This window comes from Rhizobium terrae (assembly GCF_003425685.1).
Taxonomy (GTDB): Bacteria; Pseudomonadota; Alphaproteobacteria; order Rhizobiales; family Rhizobiaceae; genus Neorhizobium; species Neorhizobium terrae.
The window spans coordinates 160,119-186,276 of record NZ_QJKM01000014.1; the positions used below are offsets into that span (position 1 = coordinate 160,119).

Genomic DNA, 26,158 nt, shown 5'->3' on the forward strand with positions numbered 1-26,158 from the left:
TCCGCCCGCATCTCCGTACAAGGAAGGCGCCTGGGCGCCTTTCCCTTTGGCAACCGTCTGCTTACGCATGCGAAATATCGGTGGAATGTTTCTGTTCGTCGAACAGGATTTTGATCGCTTCCGTGTGATTCTGAAGGACGGCGACATCCTGCCAGACGCCTGAGGACATCTGGATGCCGATTGTCGTATCGCTGCCGGTTATCGTCGAACGCACGTTCGCTGCCACGTCCTCGATCCTCGCCGGATGACCGAGCAATTGGTCAAGAAGGTTCGACACATCCAGCGCATCGCCTTCGCCGAACTTGTAGTCGGTGATGACGTCGGCCATGTCCAGTTCGTTCAGCGCCGAGGGATCGAGCACGAAAGTATCGGCCCCTTTACCGCCGGTCATTTCCGTCATGCCCGGCAGACCAGCGAGGATATCGTCCCCGTCGGTGCCGATCAGGACGTGATCCGGCCCGTCGCCCGACATCGGCTGGAATTCCGCCATGAAGAGGCTCTCCGTATCGCTGGCGACGAAATTGGCCGATGGCGCTTCGTCAACGCCGGCAACCGTCAGCGTCACCGTCGCTGTCGAAAGACCTCCGTGACCATCGTCGATCGTATAGGAGAAGGTATCGTTGAACGTAGCGCCTCCGGCGAGCGCCTGCAGCGTCGCCGAACCCGTCGGATCATAGGTGATGAGCCCCGTTCCGGCATCGTAAGTGATGTGCGCGAGGGCGCTGGTCGTTCCCGAAACCAGAGCCAGGGATGTCGGTGAGCCGGTGTCGTTGGCAAGCAGCCAATTGGCCGAGAAGGTGAATACGGCGTCCTCGTTGATGGCCGCGTAAGTCGCCCCCGGCGCACCGGCTTCGATGACGTAACCGACGGCTCCCACAAGGCTGTTGTTCTCCGAGATGTCGTTCCAGTGACGCTGCAGATCCGTCGCCAGATAGTTTTCGGCCCGCGGCTCCCCGGAAAGATTGTTGGGATTTCCGCTTCCCCAATCCGTGAACGCTCCTCCGACGGCACTCCCCGACGACCAGAAGACCGTACCGGCTTCCGGACCCGTCACCCAGGCCCAGGTGCCTTCCCTGATGGCGGAGTTGAGACTTGAAAATTCCGCGCTGTCGGAACCGCCGAGGCTGATGCGATCGACGTTGGTGGAATGGCTTAGGATGAAACTCCATTCCGCCGCACTGGTGACCGTCGCGAGATAGCCGGCCCCGCCCAGCGCTGCATCGGCGTTTTGCAGAGCGGCCTGCCAAAGCGTGCTCGATGTCACCGTCTGATAAATATGGCCGTTATCCGCGAACCAGTTCCAACCGGCAGGAACCAGCGAGATCGTGTCGCTGGCCGCCACACGGTATCCGGCCTCGTTGATATCCGTCACCGTCACGGTGACCGGAGCGGAGGCCAGGCTGTTTCCTGTACCGTGGTCGTCGGCTTCGACGGTGAGACCGATCGTCGGATTGCCGTCCGAATTCTCGGTCTCGAAATCGAGGCTATGTCCGGCTTTCAGCCGAAGTTCGTAGGTCCCCGGAGAACCGTCCGGAGCCCCGGAGGCCACCACCTCGAACCGGCTATCTTCCACACCACCTTTCAGGACGCGGAAAGTGATGCCGCTCGTCGTGTCGATGTCCGATACGACGAACGTGTCGATGAGTGCTCCAGCGGTGTTTGCTACAATCGACTGAGAGGCAAGCCCGCTAATCTGCGGCGCATCGTTCACCGGTGTCACCGTAAGCGAAACGGTATCGGTCGCCGTCGAGATCGATTGCAATCCGCCGCTTAGATTGACGTAGTTGCCCGCCGGCACGCCGCCGAAAGAGGGATCCCAGGCGCGGAAGGTGATGGCGTCCTCGATCGTGCCGAAATAATTGGCGTTCGGCTTGAAATAGAGCTGGTAGTCCGCGCCCAACAGCAAGGCGTTGCTGGCGGACACCGCTCCGAAGGCGGTCCAGCTTCCTCCCCCGTTGGCAGACCAGTACCAAGTGCCGTTCGTTCCGTTCAGCCCCGTGATCGCCATCCCGACGACGAAACTGTCGTCGTTGACGTTGTCGAGTCCGCCGGCGGCCGAAGAGAGATCGACAAAGCTGGAAACGGGCGTTCCGGTCGTGCCCGAAACCGGAGTGGCCGCATCCTCCGCCACGAACATGCTGGGGATGGCTGTTGTCACGAGAACCGGCGTATCGTTGACGCCGGTGATCGAGAGGGCGAGTTGGTTGGAGGATACGTCCGACTGGTCGCCGTGCAGGGTGTATCGGACGGTAGCGGCCAGCATGGCGCCGTTGCTGAGTTTATCCCAGTCCGTCCCGACGAGGGTGACTTGGATCTTGTTGTCGCCGGTGACTTCCACCAGAAGATCGTCCGCATCGAGGCCGTAAGAATTCGAACCGATGGTGACAGTACCGATCGAAATATTGTTCGGCGCGCCGGCATCCACATCCTTGGTATCGTTGGCCAGCACATCGAAGATCTGGCTCGGCCCATTTTCGACCATCGAACCAGTGTCGAAGCGGGCAACCGGTATGTCGTTGACCGGCGTAACCTGGAAAGACACGCGGCCCACATTGGTCTTGAAGTCATCCAGCCCATTGGTCTGGCCGTTGTCGCTGACAGTGTAGTCGAACGAGGCCGTGCCGTTGAAGTTCGCATCGGGCGTGAAACGGATATCCGCCCCGACGATCTCCACCGTGCCGCCGGTTACGGCAGAGACGGAGGTGATCGTCAGCGTCTGGCCGCTGTCGCCTGGGCCGATACTGTCGTTGTCGAGCAGCGAGGCGAAGTCGATCACCCGCACGCCGCTGTCTTCGGCGACGCTCGACAGCATGTCGTCAACCGCGACAGGCGCATCGTTCACCGGTGTCACCGTGAGCGAAACGGTATCGGTCGCCGTCGAGAAGCCGGTCGTGCCGCCGTTGGCGGTGGTGTCGACATATTGACCCGGCGTGCCGGTGTGATCCCAGGCACGGAAGGTGATCGCGTCCGCGATCGCGCCGTTGTAGCCGGCATTCGGCCTGAAATAGAGCTGGTAGTTCGAATAGAGCAGCAAGGCGTTGCTGTTCGACACGGCCCCGGCGGTGATCCAGTTCGTTCCGCCATTGGGAGACCAGTACCAGCTGCCATTCGTCGTATTCAACGCAGTGATCGCGATACCGATGATGAAGCTGTCGACATCGCTGACATTGTCGAGCCCGCCGGCCGCCGACGCCAGGTCCACGAAGGACGATACCAGCGTGCCGACCGTGCCGGACACCGGCGCAGCCGCATCTTCCGCCATGGACATTGCCAGGCTCGCGGTCGTTGCCAGAACTGGCGCGTCGTTGACGCCGTTGACGGTCACTCGAAGCTGACTGGAAGAACTGTCAAGATTGTTCCCGAGCAGAGTGTAGTTGACTGTCACGGTGACGCTTGCCGTGCTCGTCAGCTTCTGCCAGTCCGAACCGACCAGCGTGACCGCGATCTTGTTGTCGCTGGCCAGCGAGACCATGACATCCGAGCCGTCGATCCCGTACTGGTTTGCTCCGACAACCCTCGTACCGACAGAAATCGCGTTCGACGCGCCGGCGTCGGAATCCATGGTGTCGTTGGCGAGCACGCTGAAGATCGCGCTGCCGACGTCCTCGGTCATGGTACCCGAGTCGATAACCGCGAGCGGCAGATCATTGACCGGCGTGACTTCGAAAGAGACGTGACCGATATCCGTCTTGAAATCGTCGGCGCCGTTGGTCCGGCCGTTGTCGATGACGGTGTAGTCGAACGAGGCCGTGCCGTTGAAATTCGCATCGGGCGCGAAGTAGATATCCCTGTCGACGATCGTCGCTGTGCCACCAACCACGTGATCGATCGCGGTGATCGTCAGCGTCTGTCCGCTGTCGCCGGGGCCGATACTGTCGTTGTCGAGCAGCGAGGCGATGCTGATCACCCGTACGCCACTGTCTTCCAGGACACTCGCCAGCGTATCGTGGCCCGCGACCGGTGCCGCGTTGCCCGCGGCGATGGTGACGTTAGCGGTGGCGGTTGTGCTTGCCAGGTCGCTGAGCGAGCCCGTCGAGAGAACGGCGGTGTCGGTGACGTCGACGGTCATCGACAACGTGAACGTGCCGGAATACCCGCCCGGCGGCGTCATGGTGATCGACGCCAGGCCGGCGATATCCGCCGGAGTGTCGATGACCCATGTCGCGCCGGCCGCATGACCGACGGAGAAGGTCGCACCGGCCGGGAAGCCGGAAAGCCTGATCGAGGTGACCGATTCCGAACTGTCGCTCAGGGAAATGGCGACGGGTATCGTGACGCTGGCATCGCTGTCGCCGACATTGACGACCGGGTCGAGAGAAACGATTGCGCCGTCGGCGACCGGCCTGATGTCGATCACCTGGGTCGCGGTCGTGGTGGCCGTATCGCCATTGGCGGTTTCGGTGCTTGTTGCCGCAACCTTCAGCGTAAAGCTGCCGCTCCAGTCCTTGGGCGGCGCATATGTGAGATTGCCGAGCTGGGCAGGCGTCAGCACCCAGCTGCCATCCGGCTGTTTGACACCCGCAGATAGCGTGCCCCCATTCTCGGGAAAACCGGAGAGAACGATCCGGGTGAGGCTCTCCGAGCCATCGGTATCCGTGAGCGCCACGGAAATCGACAGCGAAACCGGCATGTCCTCGGTGCCGAAGGGCGACAGGGTGAAGATGCGTTGCTCGATCTCACCCGGCACACTCTGCGCCGACTCACCGCCGGCATTGGCATTGCCTTCGGTCCAGATGACGACGACATTGCCTTCCTTCGTCACGGCGATCGCCGTGTCGCCACCCTGTGCCGTCTCGATGGTCTGATCGCCGGCGGGATCACTGTTGATCAGGAATTCATTGCCCACCTTGACGCCGTTGCTGTCGAAGCGCTGGCCGTAAATCCCGTCCGTTCCGGCTGCATCCTGCGCAAAGGACGTCCAGGTGATCAGGAAGCCGCCATCCGGCAGGGCCGCGACCGATGGGAAGTCCTGGTCGTTCTCCGAGCCGGTATTGACCTGGAATTCGCTGCCGCCTTGGCCGTTCGCGTCGAAGACGCGTGCAAATACATCGTAGCCATCGACGTCGGAAAGGCCCTTGGCCATCCACGTTACGACAAAGCCGCCGTTCGGAAGGCCGGTGACCACCGCATTGTGCTCGAAGCCCGCCGTAGTGACATTCACCCTGAACTCGCCGTCGATCGGCCTGCCGTTCGCCGTATAGCGCTGGCCATAGACGCCCTGGCTGAATGCCTGATCCTGGCCAAACGAATTCCAGACGACGACGAAGCCGTCACCTACCGACGCGATGGACGGAGCGCCTTGCGTTCCATTAACAAACGTATTCACGAGGAACGGCATACTGCCGCCGCCCTCCGAGTTATAGACCTGGGCAAAGACACAGGTACCTGCGTCACCATCCCAGGCCGTGAAACTCACAACGAACCCGCCATTGTCCAGTGCGGTCACCGTTACCTGATGCTGGTCACCGTCACCCGAGATAGAGAACTGCTCTCCGTTGCGGCTGCCGTCCGCATGAAAACGCTGGCCGTAGAGGTCGAAGCCGTTGCCGGACGATTGCCAGATCACCACGTAGCCGCCGTCCGTAGTCGCCGCGACGGATGGCTGGACCTGCGAATCGCCGGTCGTCGCATTGACGATCGTCTCGGAACCGAGCGGATTACCGTTCCCGTCGAAACGCTGGGCAACGATGGTCTCCAGACTGCCGTCCTGGTCGAAGGACTGCCAGACCACGACATGGCCCCCGTTTTCCAGCGCTGCAACGACCGGAAGACGCTGGCCACCGGCGATCGTCGAATTCACGGTGGTTTCGTCACCAAGAGCGGTAAGTTCTCCCGAATGCTCGAAGTTGACCGCCGGCGCATCCGCATCCGGCGTGACGACGATGCTGAAAGTCTTGGATGCAGCGCCGGTGCCGTCGGAGACCTTCAGGGTGCCGGTCAGCGTGCCGCTGAAATTCTGCGGAGGCGTAAAGGAGACGCCATCGCTCGGGAAAGCGGAGCCCAACCCATCGAAAACCACCGTATTATTGCCGATGACGATCTTGTAGCTCAGGTTTTCGTCGGCCGTTTCGGCATCCTCGACCAGCGTCGCCATCCAGTTTTGGAACTGCGCGAGCGTGACCGCGAGCACCGTATCCTCAGGCATCGTAACCGCTTCGATCGTACCGCTCAGCACCGGAGCGTCGTTGGTACCCTGGACGGCTATGTCGAGCTCTGCCGTGGATTTGCGCCCGTGCACATCGGAGATTTCGTAGGTGAAGACCTCCGTCTGCTGAGTGTTCGCAGCCAGTTTTTGCGTCGCCGCGCGGCTGTTGTCGAGGTCGTAGCGGTAGCTGCCATCCGCATGGATGGTGAGCGTGCCGTAAGTGCCCTCGATCTGCACGCCGGCAACCGTCACGGCTGTCGCGGTGCCGCTGCCGAATTTAATGCTGGTGACCAGCAGTTCATCGAATTGGTCGGCATCGGCGTCATTGTCGAGCACGCGGCCGGCGGCCGAGCTATCTCCGGGAACCGGTATCACACCGCCGCCGGCTTCGATAACCGGATCGGCAGCATTCGTATCCTTTGCCGCAACCGGCGCATCGTTGAGGAGATCCTGTGCGGAAACGGTTCCGCCAATTTCACCCGCGAAAAAGAACTGTTCGATGTTCTTCGCCGTGGCGATGACGGCGCCGTTTCGCTGCAGCGTAAACGTGCCGTCCTCGGCCTGGGAGATGTCGTAGTCTCTCCAGCGGCCGGCAAGCTTCAGCGTGTCCTGATCACCAGCATCGATCCCGTCGGCATCCGTGATGACGACCTTCGTGCCGGCAAAGCGTCTCAGGTCGATCGTGTCGTTGCCAAGACCACCATTGATCGTGACGGTCGAGGGAGCGATCGCCGTGCCGGCAAGATCGCCGAGAACGAGCGTATCGCCGGCATTGCCGAGATTCACCTCCAAGCGTTCGATCTCATCCACGCGCACGACCGCGCCGTTCGCGCCGGTGTAGGAAACCCGGATATCCGTCGAATTGCTGCCGGTACCGGGTACGATGTCTGTTCCGGCCGCCTCCTTCGCCACGGTGAACGTGCGAGCCACGTTGTCTCCGGAAACCCGGAGGATGTCGTAATTCGGGTTGGTATCCCCCGTCTCGCTTCCGCCGTCGATGATATCTGCGCCGTCACCGGCCGTATAGAGGAAGACGTCGTTGCCGGCTCCGCCCTTCAGGACGTCGTCCGCGACGCCGCCGGAGATCTGGTTGCTGCCATCGTTGCCCTGTACGGCATTTGAAAAACCATCACCCACGACGTTGATCGGCGCATCGCCGGCCAGCGTGATCTTCTGGACGCCGCTCAGCGTCAGTGTGATGCCCGCATCCTCGGCTCCGCCGACGACTGTCAGATCTTCCTTGTTGATCGTTGCACTGCTGGTCACGGTGCCGGAAAGCTCTATCCGGTAGCCCGCAAGGGTCGATGCCGCATCGTTGGCGGCCTGGATCGACCGGTAGGTTCCGACAAGCGCCGTACCGTTGAACACGCGCACCGGCGCGAGCAGATCCAGCGTGGTACCGTCAAGGAACGCGATCTTCTCGATGCCGTAGAGATTGTCCGTGTTGGAGACCGGCCCGCCGCTCATATATTCCGGCGCGCCGCTCAGAGCCTCGACACGCCAGATACCGATGCCGGGATAGGCATCGGCTTTACCGAATTCCGGATCCCAGAAAACCCGGTAATTATTCGCCGAACCCGCATAGGAGGCTCTGTCCTCCTCGCCGGCCGTCGCATTCAGGTCCGCACCCGTATTGCTCGTATCATTGCCGTAGAGGCTGTCGGACGCCTGGCCGCCCCAGAGAACGTCCTTGCCGGTCCCGCCCTTGATGATATCTGCGCCCTTCGCGCCGGCCAGGCGGTCATTGCCCTCGCCACCCTCGATCACGTCGTTGGCCGCACCGCCGATCAGAATGTCGTCGCCACCGCCGCCCTGGATCGTCGTGCGGCCCGCGAATTCGTCGCTGACATAATCATCCTTCATGATGATGACGTCATTTCCGCCCGAACCGACGATACGCTCCATGCCCTTGATCGTCGTCTGGTTGCCGTCCAGCAGGAAGCCTTGGTTGCCGGTGTTCAGATAGAGGATGTCTCCCGCATCACCGCCGCCGTCGATCGAATCGGATGTTCCTGCAAGGCCTGAAGCGCTCGTCGAAAGCGCAACGTTGCCCGCGACCGTGAAGGAATGGTTGATGCCAGCCCCATAGGTCTTGTCGGCGCCGAGATTGATGATGTCGCTGCCCGCACCGCCTTCGATCGTGTCGGCACCCGCCCCGCCCGTTAATGTATCGTTGCCGCTGCCGCCGCGTGCAACGTCATTGCCGGCGCCGCCGGTGAAGGTGTCGTTGCCGTCATTGCCGTCGAACACCACGGAAACCGGGTTCGTAGCGGTCACGCCGCCGGCATTGACCACATCCCCGGTCGCCGAGTTGCTGCCGGTGATATGGATGGTCGCAGGCAGGACGGCGGTGTTGGTCAGATCGCCGACATTGACCGTGATCGCGCCGGTGCCTGCCACGATCTCGATGCCCTCGATTTCGTCGGCGCGGATCGTCGCGCCATTGGCGCCGCTATAGGCCACAGTGATGTCGGTCGCATCTCCCGCACCGGCATTGATCTGCGAACCGCCGGTGATGCGGCCGATATCGAATGTCCGCGCCTGGGCATCACCTGTGACACGCAGCACGTCGTAATTGGGCCAGGTGTTGAAGGTTTCCCGACCGCCATCGATCCGGTCGGCACCGTCACCCACATTGTGGATGAACAGGTCGTTGCCCGCCCCACCTTCGAGAGTGTCGTCGCCAAGACCGCCGATGATCGTATCGCTGCCCGCGCCGCCGCGGATCGTATTGCCCTCGCTGCCGCCGACCAGCACGTCGCTGCCCGCGCCGCCGGTGATATTGATGACCCCATCCACTTCGTCGCGGCCGAGCACCTTGTCGGCGACGGTGCCTATGTCGGTCGCGGTATCGCCGGCGACGGTCTGCCCGTTCACCGTGACGGAATCGTTACCGAGATTGACGAATATCCCGGATTCGATACCAGAATAACTGATGGTGCTGCCGCCGTTGGAGATGCTGCCGGCCGCGTCGACCCGGACGGTGAAGCCCGCCCCGTCGCTGTCGCCGTCGCTGTCTGCCGCGGTATAGAGGAAACGCAGATCGACATATGAACTGGTGCCGCTGGGAGCCTGATGGTCGAGCGTCTGGAAGAGGGTGAACGTGTACCGGCCGCTGTTGCTGTCCGCCAGCGCCACGCTGAAGACCCAGTTGGCGGTATCGGTATTATGCTCTTCGTCGCCGACATAGGCGACCAGCATTCCGGTGATCAGAGCATAGGACAGAGCCCGGCCGTCGGAATAGAGTGCGACCGAATGCCCCGCGGCATTGGTGATGCTGCTCGGCGCGGAAGCAGCAAAGGAGACCGAACGATTTTGCGCGCCGCCGTTGTTGTTGTCGCTCTTCCAGTCGATGCCGAGCGATACGTTGCTGACCGCGGGGCTGCCGCTCTGCTCTTCGACCGTCTGGCGCCCCGGCGAACCGGCTTCCGGTGTGCCGTCGACGATGGTGACAGAGAACGAGCTCGCATCCTCGTCGCCGTCACTGTCCTTTGCGACGAAGCCGAAATTCAACGTGGCCTGGAGATCGATACCCTTGCTGTGGTCGATATTGTCGTAGAGGACAAAGGTGTACGAACCGTCGAACAGATCCGAAAGCGTGACGCGGAATACTTCCGTATTGCCGGCCATGCCGGACAGGACGGTTCCACCGTTCGACAACGAATAGATGATCGCGTCGCCATCATGGGTCAGGCCGGAATTGGCGCCGTCCAGTGCACCGTCGAACGTCACGGAGCGGTTGGCGGAACCGGAATTGCTGGCGTCCGCACCCCAGTCGATCGCGAGGTTGCCAAGCTGGATGGCTGAATAATCCGTGTCTATGAGGACGAGATCGATCAGATCCGCCGGCAGATTGCTTTCCTTGACGATCTCGTTCTCGACCGCGCCGATCGAGGGGCCGCCGTCGACGATCTCGACGCTGAAGCTGCCTGCCGCCTCGTCGTTGTCGGAGTCTTCGGCGATGAAGTTGAAACTGAGCGTCTTCGAGCCGGCATCGTCCCCCTTGTGATCGATATTGCCTAGCAGCCGGAACGCATATTGCCCGGTACCATCGTCGTCCAGCGAGACCGTAAAGACGAGACGCGTGTCGAGCCCGCTGCCGGCATAGGCGACCAGGGTATTGCCGACGACTTCATAGTGAACGGCATCACCGTTCGAGGTCAGGCCCGCCGGAACCTCGTTCTCCCCGAAACGGACCGAGACATCCGGACCGCGATGGGCGTCCCGATCGTCTGCACCCCATCGAATGCCGAGGTCGCCGCGCCGGACGACGGATGTCGCCGAATCCGGATTCGCTTCGTCGTTTCCGGGGCCTAGCAGGGTGTAGGGGAGATTGGCTTCATCGACGGTCTCGTTTTCCGGGCCGTCGATGAAAGGCGCATCGTCGTCAATCGTCACGGTCACCGAGCCGCTTGCCCGGTCCCCGTCGCCATCCTCGATGGTGAACCGGAAATCGATATCGATGTCGTCTTCGGTATTCGCCCCGTCGCTCGTATCATGGTCAAGCGGCCGCTCGAGCGTGAACGTGAACGCACCGTTGGTGACATCCGTCACCTGTAGCGTGAAAACGACCGGTCCGTCCTCGCCGGCCAAGGCGGTCAAGGTATTGGTGTCGTTGTCCCAACCGTAAGCTAGGCTCTTGCCGAACGACCTCAGCCCCAGGTCTTCCAGGCTTTCGATATCGAAGACGATGTTGGTTGCCTCGCCGGCAAGCCCGTCGACACCCAAATTGTAGTTGAGTTGGCCGTTTGCCACGGCATAGCTTGCCTCGGCATCGCCGTCGTAAACGTCGTAGGCATCGTTGCCGGTCGAAAGTCCGTCTTCATCGACAGTGATGCGGGCCTGCTCCTCGTGAACCACCGGCGCGTCGTCGACGATCCTGATGTTCAGGGCAGCCGAGGTCGTGGCATGCGTCGTATCGTTTTCCCGATCCGAGATCGTCAGCGTCACGTAAATCCCATCCACGGTGACCGCGTCGTTCGGATCCTCCGCATCGGCGTGTTGGACCGCATGGTATTGCGCCAGGGTCACGGTGCCGTCGTCGTCGATCATCAGCGCAAAGACGACGGTCGTACCGGCCTTGCCGAATACGAAATTGCCGTCGGTGTAGAGAGCTACGGTCGAGCCGTCGAGCGCCCGGACGCCTGAATCCTCGCCGTTGAACGCGGCACCCTCGGCCGTCGTCAATGCAAGCGCCAGGGAACCCGCGCCATCCGCGCCATAGCCGGCGCCGGCGATGGAAACCATCTCCGCCTGCTGCGACCAGTTGAACGGCTTGCCTCCGAGCATATAAAACGCTTCCGGGATGCCGCTCGTCACGTCGTCGGTATCGTCCTGGACCCCATAGGCCTCGTCGGAGACGAGAGAGGCATCCTCGTCGTAGGCGATGTCCGCGACAGGTGCGTCATCGTCGATTGTCACGCTGAACGAACTGCGGCCGGTCGAATCGCCGTCGGAGTCGGTCGCACGAAAGTGGAAAGTCAGTGTGATGTCGTCTTCGGCATCCGTCCCGTCGTGATCAAGATTGCCGATGAGATCGAACGTATAGCTGCCATGCGCAGTAGTCGGGTCGAGCGTGACCTTGAAGACCTGGTTCTCGGCTACATTTGCATTCGTGCCGCCCTTGTAGGCAGTCAGAACATAGCCGCCATTCCAGTTTCCGGAAGCATCGCGCAGATAGTCGATACGGTAGTCGAGCGGCACCCCGTCCGACTTGAGGCCCGCGAAGGTCTCGCCGAGATAGGTTTCCACCTTGGTGTCGCTGATCCTGCCGATGCCGATTTCGGCCACCTGCTTGCCGGCGCGGACGAAGGCCACCTCGCGGCCGATCGGGTCGTCGTGGTTCGGGCGCTCATCATCCACATATTCGGACTTGAGGTCGGCATCGGCGCCCCAGTTGATGCTAAGGCTGACGGCACCCGTGCTCGTCGATGCGCCCTCGAGGTCGCTGCCCGTTCCTTCGGAGGCGGGATAGGTCTCCCAGTCGCCGATGCTCGAAAGTCCATCCTCGTCCACCGATGAGCCGGCGGCGCCGGAAAGCCACGGCGTATCGTCGTCGATCGTCACGTAGAAGCTTCCGCCGACGCTATCCCCGTCGCCGTCGACCGCCTTGAAGTCGAAGCCGAGCGGAATGATGCCGCCCTGAGCGAAGCCGTCGTGGTCGAGATTGTCGATCAGCGTGAATGTGAAGGAACCGGAGCCCTGGTCCGAAAGGGACACGGTGAAGACCGCGGCCCCCGTCTTCTCTGTGCCGAGATCATTGCCCTGAGCGTCGAAATAATGGCCGTCTTGATAACGGTAGGCAGTAAGTAGCGTGCCATTCTCGCTGACCTCGTAGCGGATCGAAATACCATTCGAAGTCAGGCCGCGCGGCGCGGAATTGCGGCCGAACACGACGAAGCGGTCGCCATCCGCTTCGGAAAAACCGCCATCGGCCATCGCATTGGCGCGGTCGGCACCCCAGAAGATGTTGAGCGACCTGCTCGTGACATCGCCTTCCTTGCCGAGATCGTCTTCGTCGACACCGCCCAGGCTGGGGAACAGGCCGAGCACCGGCGTATCGTCGTCGATCGAGACGGTGAAGCTGTTCGTGACAGAATCGCCGTCGGCATCCCGCGCAACGAAGTCGAAATCGAGACGGGTATTGTTTTCCGCCTTGCCCCGCGCCTGGTCGATATTGTCGATCAGCGTGAACGTGTAGGAGCCTGCCCCCTCATCCGAAAGCGTGATTTTGAAGACGGCCGCCGCTTCCTTGGCGATAGGCCCTTCGCTATCGCCCTCCCTTGCTTTGTTTCCGATGGGCCAGCCATTGGCGTCGTAATAGCGGCCATCCTGGAAACGGTAGGCCGTCAGTTCCGTGCCGTCCTCACTGACTTCGTAAACGATGGCGAAACCGTTCGACGTCAGGGCCGTCGGAACCGCATTCTCGCCGAAGACGACCGAACGGTCGCCCACGACCGGATCGCCGGTTACGCCGCCGTCGATCACATCGTTGGAATCATCCGCGCCCCAGGAGATGTCGAGGCTGCGCGTCGTGACCGTCGCCACCAGGAGCGTGTCGCCGCCGCCGAAGATCGGGCCGGGATTTCCACCGCCCGATTCAAGCCGGGGGAAACCGTCTTCGTCGACCCGGCCAAACTGCGGCGTGCCGATGACGAGCCCATCGTCGGCAATCGTCACCGTCGCCGTGCCGACTTCGGCCTGGTCGCCATCCGCGTCGGTGGCGCGGAAACGGAACGACAGGGTCGCAGAATCGGAATTCGCCGAATGGTCGAGTTCCCTGAAGATCTCGAGCGTGTAGGAACCATTCGTGGACGTCGGATCGAGGACGATCTGGAAGACCTTGGCTTCGGTCCCTTCGATATAGGCCGTCAGCGTCTGACCGCCATTGGCGCCGGCCGTCAGTGTGTAGGTCAGCGCATTGCCGCCAGAGGTCAACGTCGCGCCCGTGATGTCGAGCCCGAAGGCGGATACGTCAGCCGAGCCGGAAACGGCCGAGGCGACCACGCCCTTGGTATTGGCAAAACCGACCGTGCGCCCGAAACCGTCCTCTCCGCTGCGGATGTCGTCATCGGCACCCCAGGAAATGCCGAGCGAGATCGCTTCCGTCACGGTCCTGTCCGCTTCGGTCGCATCCGTCTGGGAATAGGCGGAAATGTCGTCCTCGGCGAGGGCGGCAGCACCGGCCGTTCCCCGCACCGGCGCGTCGTCGGCGATTTCAACCGTGAACTGGCCGACATCCGCATTGTCCCCGTCCGCATCCGTGCCGCGGAAGCGGAATGTCAACCCGGCCGCGTCGGAGCCGGAGTCATGGTCGAGTTCGCCCATGAGCTCGAACGTGTAGCTGCCCTTCGCCGCTGTCGGATCGAGCGCGACCTGAAAGATCATTTCGCCGGACGTGGTGCCCTTGTAGGCACTTACGATTTGGCCGCCGCCGACCGTGTCCGTGACGACATAGACGAGGGGGACGCCGCCGGAGGAAAGCGAGGCGCCGGAGATCGACAGGCCGACCGTGCCGGAACTCGCATAGGTACCGGCGGCGACGTTGCCGCCCTCCGCCACGAAATGGACGGTACGGCCGACGGTGTCGCCCTTGCCGCGAATGTCGTCGTCGCTGCCCCAATTGATGCCGAGCGAGGCTGTTGCCGTTTTCGTCGTGTCGGCCTCCGGCGTTGCGTCGGTGGCATCATATGTGGAGATGTCATCCTCGGTGAGGCTGCCGTTCGTCGCTTCTCCTTGACTCGGCTTGCCGTCAATTACGGATATGCCGAATGATCCCGTGATGCTGTCGCCATCGGAATCGGTCGCCTGGAAGGCAAAGTCCAGCTCGACCGTGCCTTCATCGCTCTGGGCGCCGTCGAACGTACGCAGCAGGGTGAAGTCGTAGGCACCCTTGCCGTCGATGCCGCCGTCATCGAGCGTAACCGTGAAGATGACGGTGCCGCCATCGATGTTCTCGCCCGTGTAACCGGTCAGCGTGCGCCCGTCGTCCGAGAGATGGTAGCGAACGGGCTGACCGTCGGATGTCAGCGCCGCACCGTCACCATAGGTGACGACGGCACCTTCGACGATATTGTGGAAGACGACCGAGCGGTCGCTCGATCCGGCTTCGCCGGTCGGATTGTTGTCGTCGGATCCCCAGGAGATTTCAAGCGAGCCGGAGGCGTTGTCTGAGGCACCCTCCTCGGTTTCGGAAACCAGGCCGGCCTCGTCAAGAACCCCTTCCTCGGCCTCCGCCCAAGCCGGGGCATCGTCGGTGACGATGATCGAAAAGTTGCCATCGATGCTGTCACCGTCCGCATCCGTGGCGGTGTAACCGAAATTTAGCGTCAACTGACCGACGGCTTCGCCGTCGATGCGATGGTCCAAATTTCCCTGGAGTTCGAAGGTCGCTCTTCCGCCGGCCAAGCTCGGGTCGAGGATGATCGTGAAGACCGCCTCGCCATTGGCCGGATCACCCTTGTAGACGGTCACCGTCTGGCCGCCGTTCGGCAGGCCAGTCACCGTGCCGACCTGGAGCGCAACGCCGTCCGAAGTCAGCTCGGCCAGCGCAGCCGTCAATCCGTTGAACGCGAGCGTCCGATGCAGAACCACGCCAGCATCGCCCGCCTTCACATTGTCGGATCCCCAAAATATCCCCAGATCCGCCGAACCGGCCAGGGTTTCCTTTGCCACATCGTTGCCGCCCACAAGATCGTCTTCGTCGACACCCGCAAGTTCTGCCGGCTGACCCGCCACCGGCGCATCATCGACGATGCTGACAGTGAACGTATTCGAAGACGTGTCGCCATCCGCGTCCGCCGCGGTATAGCCGAATGTCAGCGCCAGCGTGTTTTCGCCGGAACCCGCGACATGATCGAGCGGCTTTACCAGCGTAAAAGAGTATTCGCCGTTATTGGCGTCCGAAAGCCTTGCGTAGAACACCACGTTGGCGCCGGTCGCGGCGGTCGGCGCAACCGATCCGGTATAACCGACCAGCGTGCCGTCCGATAGCACGACGGTCGAAACAGCCTGTCCCGAAGAGGTCAGAACCGTGTCGAAAGCCCCGGAAATACCGACATTGGCGTTTGTGAAGGCAACCGAGCGGTCACCCGGCTGGCCGTTGCCGTCGTTGGCGGAATCGGCGCCCCAGTTGATGTTCAGCGAAATATTTTGCACCGAAGCGGTCAGGCCGTCGGCCTCGTCGTTGCCGGCATTGACCGCCTCATCCTCGACCGTCGAGGCGGCACCGCCCGTGGCGACCGGCGCATCGTCGACGATGCTGACGGCGAATGTGTTCGAAGACGTGTCTCCATCCGCGTCCGTCGCCGTATAGCCAAACGTCAGCGTCAGCGTATTCTCGCCAAAGCCCGCGGCGTGATCGAGCGGCTTCACCAGCGTGAAGGAGTATTCGCCGTTGTTCGCGTCCGAAACCGTGGCATAGAAGACCACGCTGGCGGCGCCTTCTCCGGTCGCGGCGGTTGGCGCAGCCGATCCGGTGTAACCGACCAAGGTACCGTCCGGCAGTACAGTTGTCGAAATCAGCTGGCCTGATGAGGTCAAGGTCGTGCCGTAGGCACCGGAAACGACGATATTGGCATTGGTGAAGGCGACCGAGCGGTCGCCGGGCTGGCCGTTGCCGTCGTTGGCGGAATCAGCGCCCCAGGTGATGTTCAGCGAAATATTCTGCACCGAGGCCGACAGACCGTCGGCCTCGTTGTTCCCGCCATTGACCGCCTCGTCCTCGACCGTCGACGCCGTGCCCGAACCTGCGACCGGGCCGTCGTCGCCGATGTCGATCATGAATGTCGCGGTAGACGGGTCTCCATCGAGATCCGCTACGGTGAATTCGAAATTCAGTCGCAGAATATCATTGGCGCCGATTTCGCCCCGGTCGGTATGATCGAGAGGCTGGAATTGCGTGAAGGTGAAGTCGCCTGTCATGACGTTGGTGACCGTCAGCGTGAAGACCGGCACGCCGTTCGCGGTAGCGATCAGCGTCAGCACGGGAGCATCCGGCGTGCCGCCGACCGCGAGGGCCTGAAGGACGACCGGCACCCCACCGGAGGTCAGCGAGACGATCGAGCCGTCGGACGTTCCTTCCGCGAGGTTCAGGGCGTTGACGAAGGCGACCGACGACACCGTTCCGTATTCGGTACCCGGATCGAATTCCAGCACGCCGGTGATCGTCTCGTTTTCGAACGCGCCGGAACCGAGCGCCGACTCGACCAGACGAAACGCCTGCGACATGTCGAACCCGACCGGCACGTCGTCGGCGATCCCCGCATTATCGCCCTGCGAGCCGTCGCCAAAATCGGAATCTCCGAGCAGCGATGCGAGCCGGATCGGCCCGTTCTGACTTTGCTGAATCGTGTCGAACTCACCGCCCGAACTGCTCGGACGCGCCGAGGCGGAATAGGAACCGTCGGGACCGGCGGCAACATTGATGCCGTTGTCTTCGAGCGCGGCAAGGAACACCTGCTGCTGCAGTTCCACCTCGCCGATCAGGATCGTCGGTACCTTGGTTGCGCCATTGACGATGACGATTTCCGTGCCATCGGCCTGGACCAAGATCAGATTGGCACCGTCGATCCGGATTTCGTCGATCGATACGTTCGCCGCCAGATGCGCGACATTGTTCGAATCTGGCTCGACGACGGTCGTCCCCGGCACCGGCGGAGTGACGGGATTGGGAGGAAGCCGGCCTGTCGTGGGAGCCTGATTGCCTCCCGCCTGGGCGAGCTCGATCTGCTCCTGCAGCGGCAGAGAACGCGCGACTTCCTCCGAAATATCGGAATAGAATTCTTCCTGTCGGTTTTCTTCCGAAATATTGAACAGGCGCGGTTCTTCGACAGACATGACTTTACCCCCAGCGTAACTGGGCGCAATCAACGCCGCCGCCGGAGGGGAAGCAAGACTTCGTTAACCTTTGGGATATAGCCGGTTATGTTCGGCGAAATAAAATCTTTAGGGAAAGGTTAACCTAGAAGAGCATCGGCGACTTCAGAGCCCATTTCCCTGCAGATCTGGAATACTGCCGGGATGAATAGCATAAGGCTTTCGGGGTCACCGATCAGTTTCCGCCGGAATTGCGCAACTCCCGTTCCGCGCGTTCGAGTGCGCTGGCATTCAGAACCTTGCGGAGCAGCGCCACGGCCACCGCCCGCATGCGCAGGTTATACCAGCCTTCCGGTCCCTCGCCGGGAACTTCGTACACGTCCAGCTTTTCATAAAGCTGCTGCAGCCGGTTCTGCACGCTGCGTAGCGACAGCTTCTTGCGCTGGGCGATCGCCTTGTCGGTGAGGCCGAGCGCCACGTCCACCAGAATCTCGTATTCCGCGTCGCTCAGACCATGCGCGTTGCCGAGGTTTCTCTGCTGGATGCCGCGCACTTCGCGATCGATCACGCATTGCGATTCCATGAAGACACCCCGAAGGGCGAGCTTCAACCGCTCGTCGGAGGCGGACTTCAGCACATATCCGTAGGTCGCCCCTTCCGGAACGATGCGCGCCACGCCGCGCACATAGGCCTCGTCGGAATAGTTCGACCAGAACAGGATCTTCGTGTCCGGCCGCTCGCGCCAGATCGTGCGAGCTGCTTCGATGCCGTTGCGCTCGCTCATCTGCAGGTCCATGACGACATGTTCCGCCCGCAGCTTGCGGGCCTGGAGTTCGCCGCTCAGGCCATTCTCCGCCTCCAGCACCATGTCGCATTCGGGCAGTGCCGCCCGCACGGCCTCGTTCAGATAGGAGCGGTGCAGCGGGTCGTCCTCGACGATCAGCACCCTCATGACGACGTCTCCGCCATGCGTCGCGCGACCACCGGCAATGTGACCTTCACGGAGGTGCCCCGTGCATCCGCATTGCTGCCGAGTTCGAATTTCGCCGAAATGAGCCGCGCCCGCGTCTTCATGTTGTCGATCCCATGGCCCGCCTTGTCGCGGGGATTGCGGATGCCGCCGCCGTCGTCCGTCACTTCGATCGAGAGCATCCGCTCATGGCTCGCAAGCCGCACCGTGATCGTTTGCGGTTGGCCGTGACGGATGGCATTGTTGACCGCTTCCTGCACGATGCGGAAAAGCGCCGTCGCCACGGTCTGGTCGAGATCAATGAGCGCGCCGTCGCTTTCGTCGGCCATCCGCCATTCGATCGCCTGTCCGCTTTCACGCACCGAGCGTTCCAGATGGTTCTCGATCGCCTCCGCCACCCCGAAAAGCTGCAGCACCGTCGGCTTGGCCTCCTCGATGATCTGGCGAAGATCGTGCATGCACTGCTGCAGCGTGCGGCAAAGCGGTTCGAGAGCCTCCCCATGCATGTCCGGAAGACCGGACAGTCGCTCCATGCGCCGTGAAAGCCGCGTCAGGTCGGCAAGCGTCTGGTCGTGAAGGTCCATGCCGATCCGCTGCCGTTCCGCCTCCAGCGCTTCGGTCAGCTTCAGCGCGCCAAGCCGCAAACCTTCCTCCCGGGCACGGGCCTCCGTCTCGACGATCGCCGAACGCTTGGCCTGTTCCGCAGCCCTCAGCGCGAAGAAATAGGGCGCCAGCAGGTCTGCGATCGATCGGGCGTTCTCAACGTCCTCCATCGTGTAGGCGTCACGCTCGTGGCTGGAGCAGCTCAGGGCGCCGATGATATCGCCTTGGACCTTCAGCGGCACATGCAGCCGGCTCCTGAGCGACAGTTCGATGATCGGGCTTGAAAAAGCGCCCTCGAAATGGAATCGCGGATCGGCGCAGGCATCCGGCGACAGCAGGAAATCGACCTCGCCGGAAAGCAGCGTACGGATCGGGCTGCCGGTCAGCAGCGCCGGCGGATGTTTGCTCCACGCCGTCTCGAGCCCGCTTTCGTAGGCGATGTGGTATTTGCCGTCCAGCATCTTGATGCAGACGTCGAGATGGTCGTGCGGGATGATGTGACTGATCTCGGCCGCCACCGCCTGGATGATCGAATGGAAATCGAGCTGACCGGCCAGCAGCCGGGAAATACCGAGATAGCGGTCGAACAGCGAATTCCGCGTCGAGTTGAGCATGGCGGACCTCCTCCAGTCCTCGAACCTATTAGACGCTTCGCCGTGGTTCTTGTCCTGCGGGAACCCGCAAATTTTGCGCGAGTACCCGCAGAAAGGTTGCTTGTATGCGCCTATACAACATCAGATTTCTCCTCCATGCTCGCTTTACTGAGCAAACGGGGCTCAGCACAATCACTATCTTCGGACAACCGTTGAGGAGCGGGCCGGGGAAAGCCCGTTGGGAACTCTAGGGAGGAAATCATGATCATCAGGAAGATGCTTTTCGCATCTGTCGCCATCGCTTGCGTTGCCGGGCCGGTCTCCGCCCTGGCCGATACTTCGGGCAAGAAGATTGCGCTTTCAAACAACTATGCCGGCAACTCCTGGCGCCAGGCCATGCTGACCAGCTGGGACAAGATCACCAAGGATGCCGTCGCCAAGAAGGTCGTCGCCGCCGCCGATCCGTTCACGACAGCCGAGAACCAGGCGACCGAACAGGCAGCCCAGATCCAGAACATGATCCTGCAGGGTTATGACGCGATCGTCATCAATGCCGCCTCGCCGACCGCGTTGAACGGTGCGGTCAAGGAGGCCTGCAACGCCGGCATCACGGTCGTCTCCTTCGACGGCATCGTGACCGAACCCTGCGCCTGGCGCATCGCCGTCGATTTCAAGGCGATGGGCGAAAGCCAGATTGATTATCTTGCCAAGAAGATGCCGAAGGGCGGTAACCTCCTGGAAATCCGCGGACTTGCCGGGGTATCGGTGGATGACGAGATCCATGCCGGCATCCAGGCTGGCGTCCAGAAGAACCCGCAGTTCAAGATCGTCGGCGCAGTCAACGGCGATTGGGCGCAAGACGTCGCGCAACGCGCCGTCGCCGGCATCCTGCCGAGCCTGCCGGAAATCGCCGCAGTCGTGACCCAGGGCGGCGATGGTTATGGCGCGGCCCAGGCATTCGCTGCCGCCAAGCGCCCGATCCCGACCATCGTCATGGGCAACCGCGAGGACGAGCTCGTCTGGTGGAAGCAGCAGAAGGACAAGAACGGTTACGAGACCATGTCGGTCTCGATCGCGCCGGGTGTCTCGACGCTCGCCTTCTGGGTGGCACAGCAGATCCTTGACGGCAAGCAGGTGAAGAAAGACCTCGTGGTACCCTTCCTGCGCATCGACCAGGGCAATCTCGAAACCAATCTCGCCGGCACCCAGAAGGGCGGCGTCGCCAATGTCGAGTATTCTCTGGAAGACGCTCAGAAGGTCATCAGCAGCGCCAAGTAGGCTGATCCTCTCCCAAGAAAGGTCGCGGCATCGGCCGATGCCGCGACCCTGATTACCGTGCCGCCGACCATCGACGACGTGTTCCGCATGAATGAAGTGACAGCAAGACGAGAGGTGGTTGCCGCCCGCGGCATCAAGGTGACCTTTGGCGCCGTGAAGGCGCTGGACGGGGCAGATCTCGTCATCCATGCCGGCGAATGCGTCGGGCTGGTAGGCCACAACGGCGCCGGCAAATCCACGATCGTCAACGTCATCAACGGCGGCCTGACCCCGCATGCCGGTGAAATCACCCATGCCGGCAAGGGCGGCCAGCACGGCATATCGGCGGCACGGGCCAGCGGCATCCGCTGCGTTTTCCAGGAGCTGTCGCTCTGCCCGAATCTCACCGTCACCGAGAACGCCCGCATCATGCACGCGGAACTTGCCGGCTGGAACTGGCGGACAAAAGCACGCGCGCTCGTCGAGCGGAAACTGCAGGACATATTTCCCGGCCATCGCATCGATTGCGATAGCACGGTCGACGATCTTTCCATCGCCGAACGGCAGATGGTGGAAATCGCCATCAGCTTCGCCGGCCTCCATGAAAAACCGAAACTCGTCATCCTCGACGAACCGACGTCGTCGCTCGATGCGGGACTGGCAGCCCAGCTCATGGCCTATATCCGCCGCTTCGTCGGCGAAGGCGGCTCGGTCCTGCTGATCTCCCACATCCTCGGCGAGATCCTCTCCACCTCGGACCGCATCGTGGTGATGAAGGACGGCCGCGTCGTCGCCGATCGCGCTGCGCCCGAATTCAGCTCCCGCAGCCTTGTCGAGGCGATGGGCAATGTGGTGCGAGAACAGGAATGGTTGCGTTCACCGGGCAAGCGCGGTGGCGCGCCCGTCCTCTCCACGCCGCCGCGACGCGGCCATGGCCTTGCTTTCGAAGCGCATCGCGGCGAGATGGTCGGCCTTGCCGGCCTCGGCGGCCACGGCCAGACGGAAACGCTTCTCGATCTCTATCTTTCGCGCAACGGCAACTGGTGGCCGGCTCGGGAGAAGGAGATTTCCTTTGTCGCCGGTGACCGCGGCCTTAACGGCACGTTCCCGCTTTGGAGCATTCTGAAGAACCTCAGCATAGCCTCACTCCGCAATCTCTCTTCCAACTCGATCGTCGATCGCGGGCGCGAGGCCTCGCTCGGCAACGGCTGGAAAAAACGCATCGAAATCCGCACGCCCGACATGGAAAACCACATCCTGTCGCTCTCCGGCGGCAACCAGCAGAAGGTGCTGTTCGCCCGCGCGCTGGCGACGACGGCGAGGATCGTGCTGATGGACGACCCTATGCGCGGCGTCGATGTCGGCACCAAGCAGGAGGTCTACGAAATCCTGCGCGCCGAAGCAGCCGGCGGCCGCACCTTCATCTGGTATTCGACCGAAATGGACGAAATACGCCTCTGTGACCGGGTCTATGTTTTCCGCGAAGGCGCAATCGTTGCCGAACTCGTCGGCGACGAGATCACCGAACAGAACGTGCTCGAAGCCTCCTTCGCGGGAGGCGAAGCCGCATGAAGATATCTTCCGGCACCATCCGCCTGCTCATTCCCGCCGCGTCGCTCATCCTGCTGCTCGCTGCCGTCTTTTACATGCAGCCGCGCGCCATGAGCTACACCGGCCTAAACCTGCTCTTCAATCTCGCCGTACCGATCGCGCTTGCGACCGTAGCGCAGATGCTCATCATGGCGGTCAACGATCTCGATCTGTCGATGGGCACCTTCGTCAGCTTCTGCGCCTGCGTGACCGCAACTTTCCTGCAGTCCTCGCCGGCAGTGGGAGTGCTGATCTTCCTTAGCGCGATCGCCGCCTATGCCGCGATCGGCGTCGTCATCCATCTCCGTGAACTGCCGTCGATCGTCGTGACGCTCGGCATGAGCTTTGTCTGGGGCGGGCTGGCGGTGCTGATGCTGCCTTCTCCCGGCGGCGAGGCACCGGGTTGGGCGCGCTGGCTGATGACCTCCCGGCCGCCTTTCGTGCCGATGGCGATCGTCGCGAGCGTCGTCATTGCGCTTGCCACCCATTTCCTCATCATGCGCTCTTCCGCGGGCGTGCTGATCCGCGGCGTCGGTGGCAATGTCCGCTCGGTCGAACGCGCCGGCTGGTCGGTGATCCGCATCCGCGCCGGAACCTATGCGCTCGCCGGTTTCTTTGCCGTTTTGTCCGGCATTGCGCTCGTCGGCCTCACGACCTCTGCGGACGCCAATATCGCGCTGCGCTATACGCTGCTGTCGATTGCCGGCGTCATCCTCGGCGGCGGAGAGTTCGTCGGCGGCAAGGTCTCGCCTATCGGCGCCGTCATCGGCGCGCTGACGCTGACGCTTGCCGGCTCGTTCCTCTCCTTCATGCGGATTTCGCCCGACTGGCAGATCGGCGCCCAGGGCGCGATCCTGATCGTCGTCCTGGCGCTCCGCCTTTTCCTCAACCGACTGGAAAAGCGGGAGAAGAGCCGATGAACGCCGCACGCCGCCACCTCTTCTCCAGACCCTGGATCTGGTCCTTTGCGGCGACGATCATCGTCTGGATCGTCACCGTGCTCTTCACCGGCGGCGCAAGCTCGCTCGACCTGTCCCAGGCGGCGCTCACCTTTGCGGCATTTTCCGTCATCGTCGGCATCGGCCAGATGTTCGTCATCACGCTCGGCCCCGGCAATATCGACCTTTCCGTGCCCGCCACGATGACACTTTCGGGCACCTTGGCGCTGAAACTGATGGATGTGCAGGACGGCATGATCATAGTCGGCCTGCTGCTTTCGATCCTGCTCGGCTTCGCCGTCGGCATCGGTAATTATGTGCTTATCAAACTGCTGCGCATCCCCCCGATCATCGCGACGCTCTCCATGAGCTTCATCATCCAGTCGACGGCGATCTGGGCGAACCGCGGCCTGCGCATCAAGCCGCCGGATATGTTGGCGGATTTCACGACCTCCAATCTGTTCGGCATCCCGAACATCGCGATCGTCGCGCTCATTCTCTCGGCGCTCGCCTGGGTTCTGCTGGAAAAGACCATCTACGGCCGCTGGATTTCCGCTATCGGTCAGAGCACGTTTGCCGCACGCATGACGGGCATTCCGGTCGACGGCACGCGGCTCGTCACCTACATCCTCTGCGCGGTGCTGGCCTCGATCTGCGGTTACCTGCTCGCAAGCTTCTCCGGCGGCGCGGCGCTCAACATGGGGTCCGAATACCTGCTGATGTCGATCGCCGTGGTGGTGATCGGCGGCACCGCGGTCGCCGGCGGCAATTCCAATATTCCCGGTATCTGGGGCGCCTCGCTCTTCATGTTCCTTGTCGTGTCGATGTTGAACACCTATGGCTTCGGAGCCGGGTTCCGCCTCATCCTCACCGGCCTCATCATCATCGCCGTCATCTTCGTTGCCGGCGGTCGCCAGTCCAACCGATGAACAACTCCGATCGGACGCGTCCCATGCCGCAGACCCCTTCCATCTACGAAATCCACGACGAACGTTTCCGGCAGCTGATCGTCGGCAGCGCTGCCCTTGAGGAGCTCTATTCCGATTGTCGATGGGCGGAAGGCCCGGTTTGGTTCGCAGACCTGAATTGTCTGATCTGGAGCGACATCCCCAACCAGCGCATGCTGCGCTGGGCGCCAGACGGCGGCGTGTCGATCTTCCGCTCGCCGTCCAACTTCGTCAACGGCAACACGCGCGACCGTCAGGGTCGACTCGTCTCCTGCGAACACGGCGGCCGTCGCGTCACCCGCACCGAGATCGACGGCTCGATCACCGTTCTCGCAGACCGTTACCAGGGCAAGCGGCTCAACTCGCCGAACGACGTCGTGGTCCACTCGGATGGCAGCATCTGGTTCACCGATCCGACCTACGGCATCAAGTCCGATTACGAGGGTTATCGCGCCGAGCCGGAACAGGAGACGCGCAACGTCTATCGCCTCGATCCCGGAACCGGCGAGCTCGTTGCCGTCGTCACCGACTTCGGCCAGCCGAACGGCCTTGCCTTCTCGCCGGACGAGACGAAACTCTACGTGGCGGATTCCGCGTCGAGCCATGACATCAAGGCACCGCGCCACATCCGCGTCTTCGAAGTGGCCGACGGCAAACATCTCGGCAACGGCAAGATCTTCTGCAGCCTCGACAACGGTCTGCCGGACGGATTCCGCGTCGATGTCGGGGGCAATGTCTGGACCAGCGCCGGCGACGGCGTGCATTGCTTCTCGCCGGAAGGCAGGCTGCTCGGCAAGATCCTCGTGCCGCAGACGGTCGCCAACGTCACCTTCGGCGGCCCGCGCAGAAACCGGCTTTTTATTACCGCCACCAGATCGCTCTATTCCGTCTTCCTGGCGACCAACGGTTCGGCCTTGGGCTGACCTCGATGTTCTGAGATTAAATGCCGCCATCCCGCCTCCAAGCGGACGGTTCATCGGCGACGGCCCGCCGAGACGCGGCATGACCATCACGAAGATTGACCATCCGACCCCGGGGGTTCCCGACGCTACATCAGCTTGCCTGATCCGCCTGGATGTGTCCTCGGAGACGCTCGAGGTTGCGGCCCGACGCGTTCTATTCGTGCGCCCTGTGGCGCGAGACCTTCTCGCGGTTTCCGCAGATCCGCATGCTGCACCAGCGACGCTTCCCGCCACGTGAGGTGTCTAGGAACAACCAGCCGCAGCGGGGGCAGGAACGCAGCCTGTCTCGTGGCAGGGTGAAGAAACCTTCGATCGAGAGCATGGCAAGGACAGCAAGGACGGCATCGGGATCCTGCCACCTGGCAGGGGCGAGCTTGGGTCTCGTGCCGTCCAATCCGATTGCACCGCAGGTAAGTCCGCCGGCGGCGCATTCGAACAGCAGGCCCAATGCTTCCGCCGCAGGCGGCTTTTCCCCGATGAGCAGTCCGAATATCCTCGCCGAGGCCTCCCTGATTGCATGAATCCCTTTCAGGAAAGGTCGGCCCGCTATCCCCGCGACCGCCTCAGCCTCGCGGGCGCCGGCAAGCCCCGACGCTTTAAACCAGTTTCCAACGTCCCCGGCGGATTTAAGCAGCTCGTTGTCGGGCTGGGGCACTCGCCGATTGAACACGGCATTCGCGAGGTCAAGGGCGGGATGCCCGCCAATGAAGTGCTCTGGTACCCATTTCGTTTGTGCGTTCGCCATGGAACATAACCTCTATAGGCATGTTATCTGGTTACGACGGTAACCATCATAAGCATGATATCCGGTTTCAAGGCTAGACGATGCTTCCGTCA

The 26,158-nt window shown here is 62.2% G+C and carries 9 protein-coding genes; 5 read left to right on the forward strand and 4 right to left on the reverse strand.

The features are described 5' to 3' along the window. Nucleotides 1-61: 61 nt before the first annotated feature. From DMO26_RS24530 to DMO26_RS24540, 3 genes are all read right to left on the reverse strand, one after another. Nucleotides 62-17,482 (reverse strand): T1SS-143 repeat domain-containing protein, encoded by a 17,421-nt coding sequence (locus DMO26_RS24530; RefSeq protein WP_117194795.1) that lies wholly within the window; start codon nucleotides 17,480-17,482, stop codon nucleotides 62-64. A gap of 214 nt (nucleotides 17,483-17,696) precedes the next feature. Beyond that, on the reverse strand, nucleotides 17,697-18,413 hold the full coding sequence (locus tag DMO26_RS24535; protein WP_117194796.1) for a response regulator transcription factor: 717 nt from the start codon (nucleotides 18,411-18,413) through the stop codon (nucleotides 17,697-17,699). Continuing rightward, a complete protein-coding gene (locus DMO26_RS24540; protein ID WP_117194797.1) occupies nucleotides 18,410-19,648 on the reverse strand; it encodes a GAF domain-containing sensor histidine kinase in 1,239 nt (412 codons plus the stop codon). The genes DMO26_RS24535 and DMO26_RS24540 overlap by 4 nt, the downstream gene beginning before the upstream one ends. Nucleotides 19,649-19,888: 240 nt before the next feature. On the opposite strand from DMO26_RS24540, the gene DMO26_RS24545 reads away from it, so the two are divergent. From DMO26_RS24545 to DMO26_RS24565, 5 genes are all read left to right on the forward strand, one after another. Beyond that, nucleotides 19,889-20,905, forward strand: coding sequence for a substrate-binding domain-containing protein (locus DMO26_RS24545; protein ID WP_117194798.1), 1,017 nt, complete (start codon nucleotides 19,889-19,891; stop codon nucleotides 20,903-20,905). Nucleotides 20,906-20,992: 87 nt separating this feature from the next. Next, nucleotides 20,993-22,456, forward strand: a complete 1,464-nt coding sequence (locus DMO26_RS24550) for a sugar ABC transporter ATP-binding protein (RefSeq protein ID WP_117194841.1) — start codon at nucleotides 20,993-20,995, stop codon at nucleotides 22,454-22,456. Next, nucleotides 22,453-23,394, forward strand: a complete 942-nt coding sequence (locus DMO26_RS24555; RefSeq protein ID WP_117194799.1) for an ABC transporter permease — start codon at nucleotides 22,453-22,455, stop codon at nucleotides 23,392-23,394. The genes DMO26_RS24550 and DMO26_RS24555 overlap by 4 nt, the downstream gene beginning before the upstream one ends. Then, nucleotides 23,391-24,341, forward strand: coding sequence for an ABC transporter permease (locus tag DMO26_RS24560; protein WP_117194800.1), 951 nt, complete (start codon nucleotides 23,391-23,393; stop codon nucleotides 24,339-24,341). The genes DMO26_RS24555 and DMO26_RS24560 overlap by 4 nt, the downstream gene beginning before the upstream one ends. 23 nt (nucleotides 24,342-24,364) lie before the next feature. Beyond that, on the forward strand, nucleotides 24,365-25,282 hold the full coding sequence (locus DMO26_RS24565; protein ID WP_117194842.1) for an SMP-30/gluconolactonase/LRE family protein: 918 nt from the start codon (nucleotides 24,365-24,367) through the stop codon (nucleotides 25,280-25,282). Between the two features lie 193 nt (nucleotides 25,283-25,475). On the opposite strand, the gene DMO26_RS24570 is transcribed toward DMO26_RS24565, so the two are convergent. Then, nucleotides 25,476-26,066: a CGNR zinc finger domain-containing protein gene (locus DMO26_RS24570; RefSeq protein WP_117194801.1), complete on the reverse strand. Its 591-nt coding sequence runs from the start codon at nucleotides 26,064-26,066 to the stop codon at nucleotides 25,476-25,478. Nucleotides 26,067-26,158: the final 92 nt, after the last annotated feature.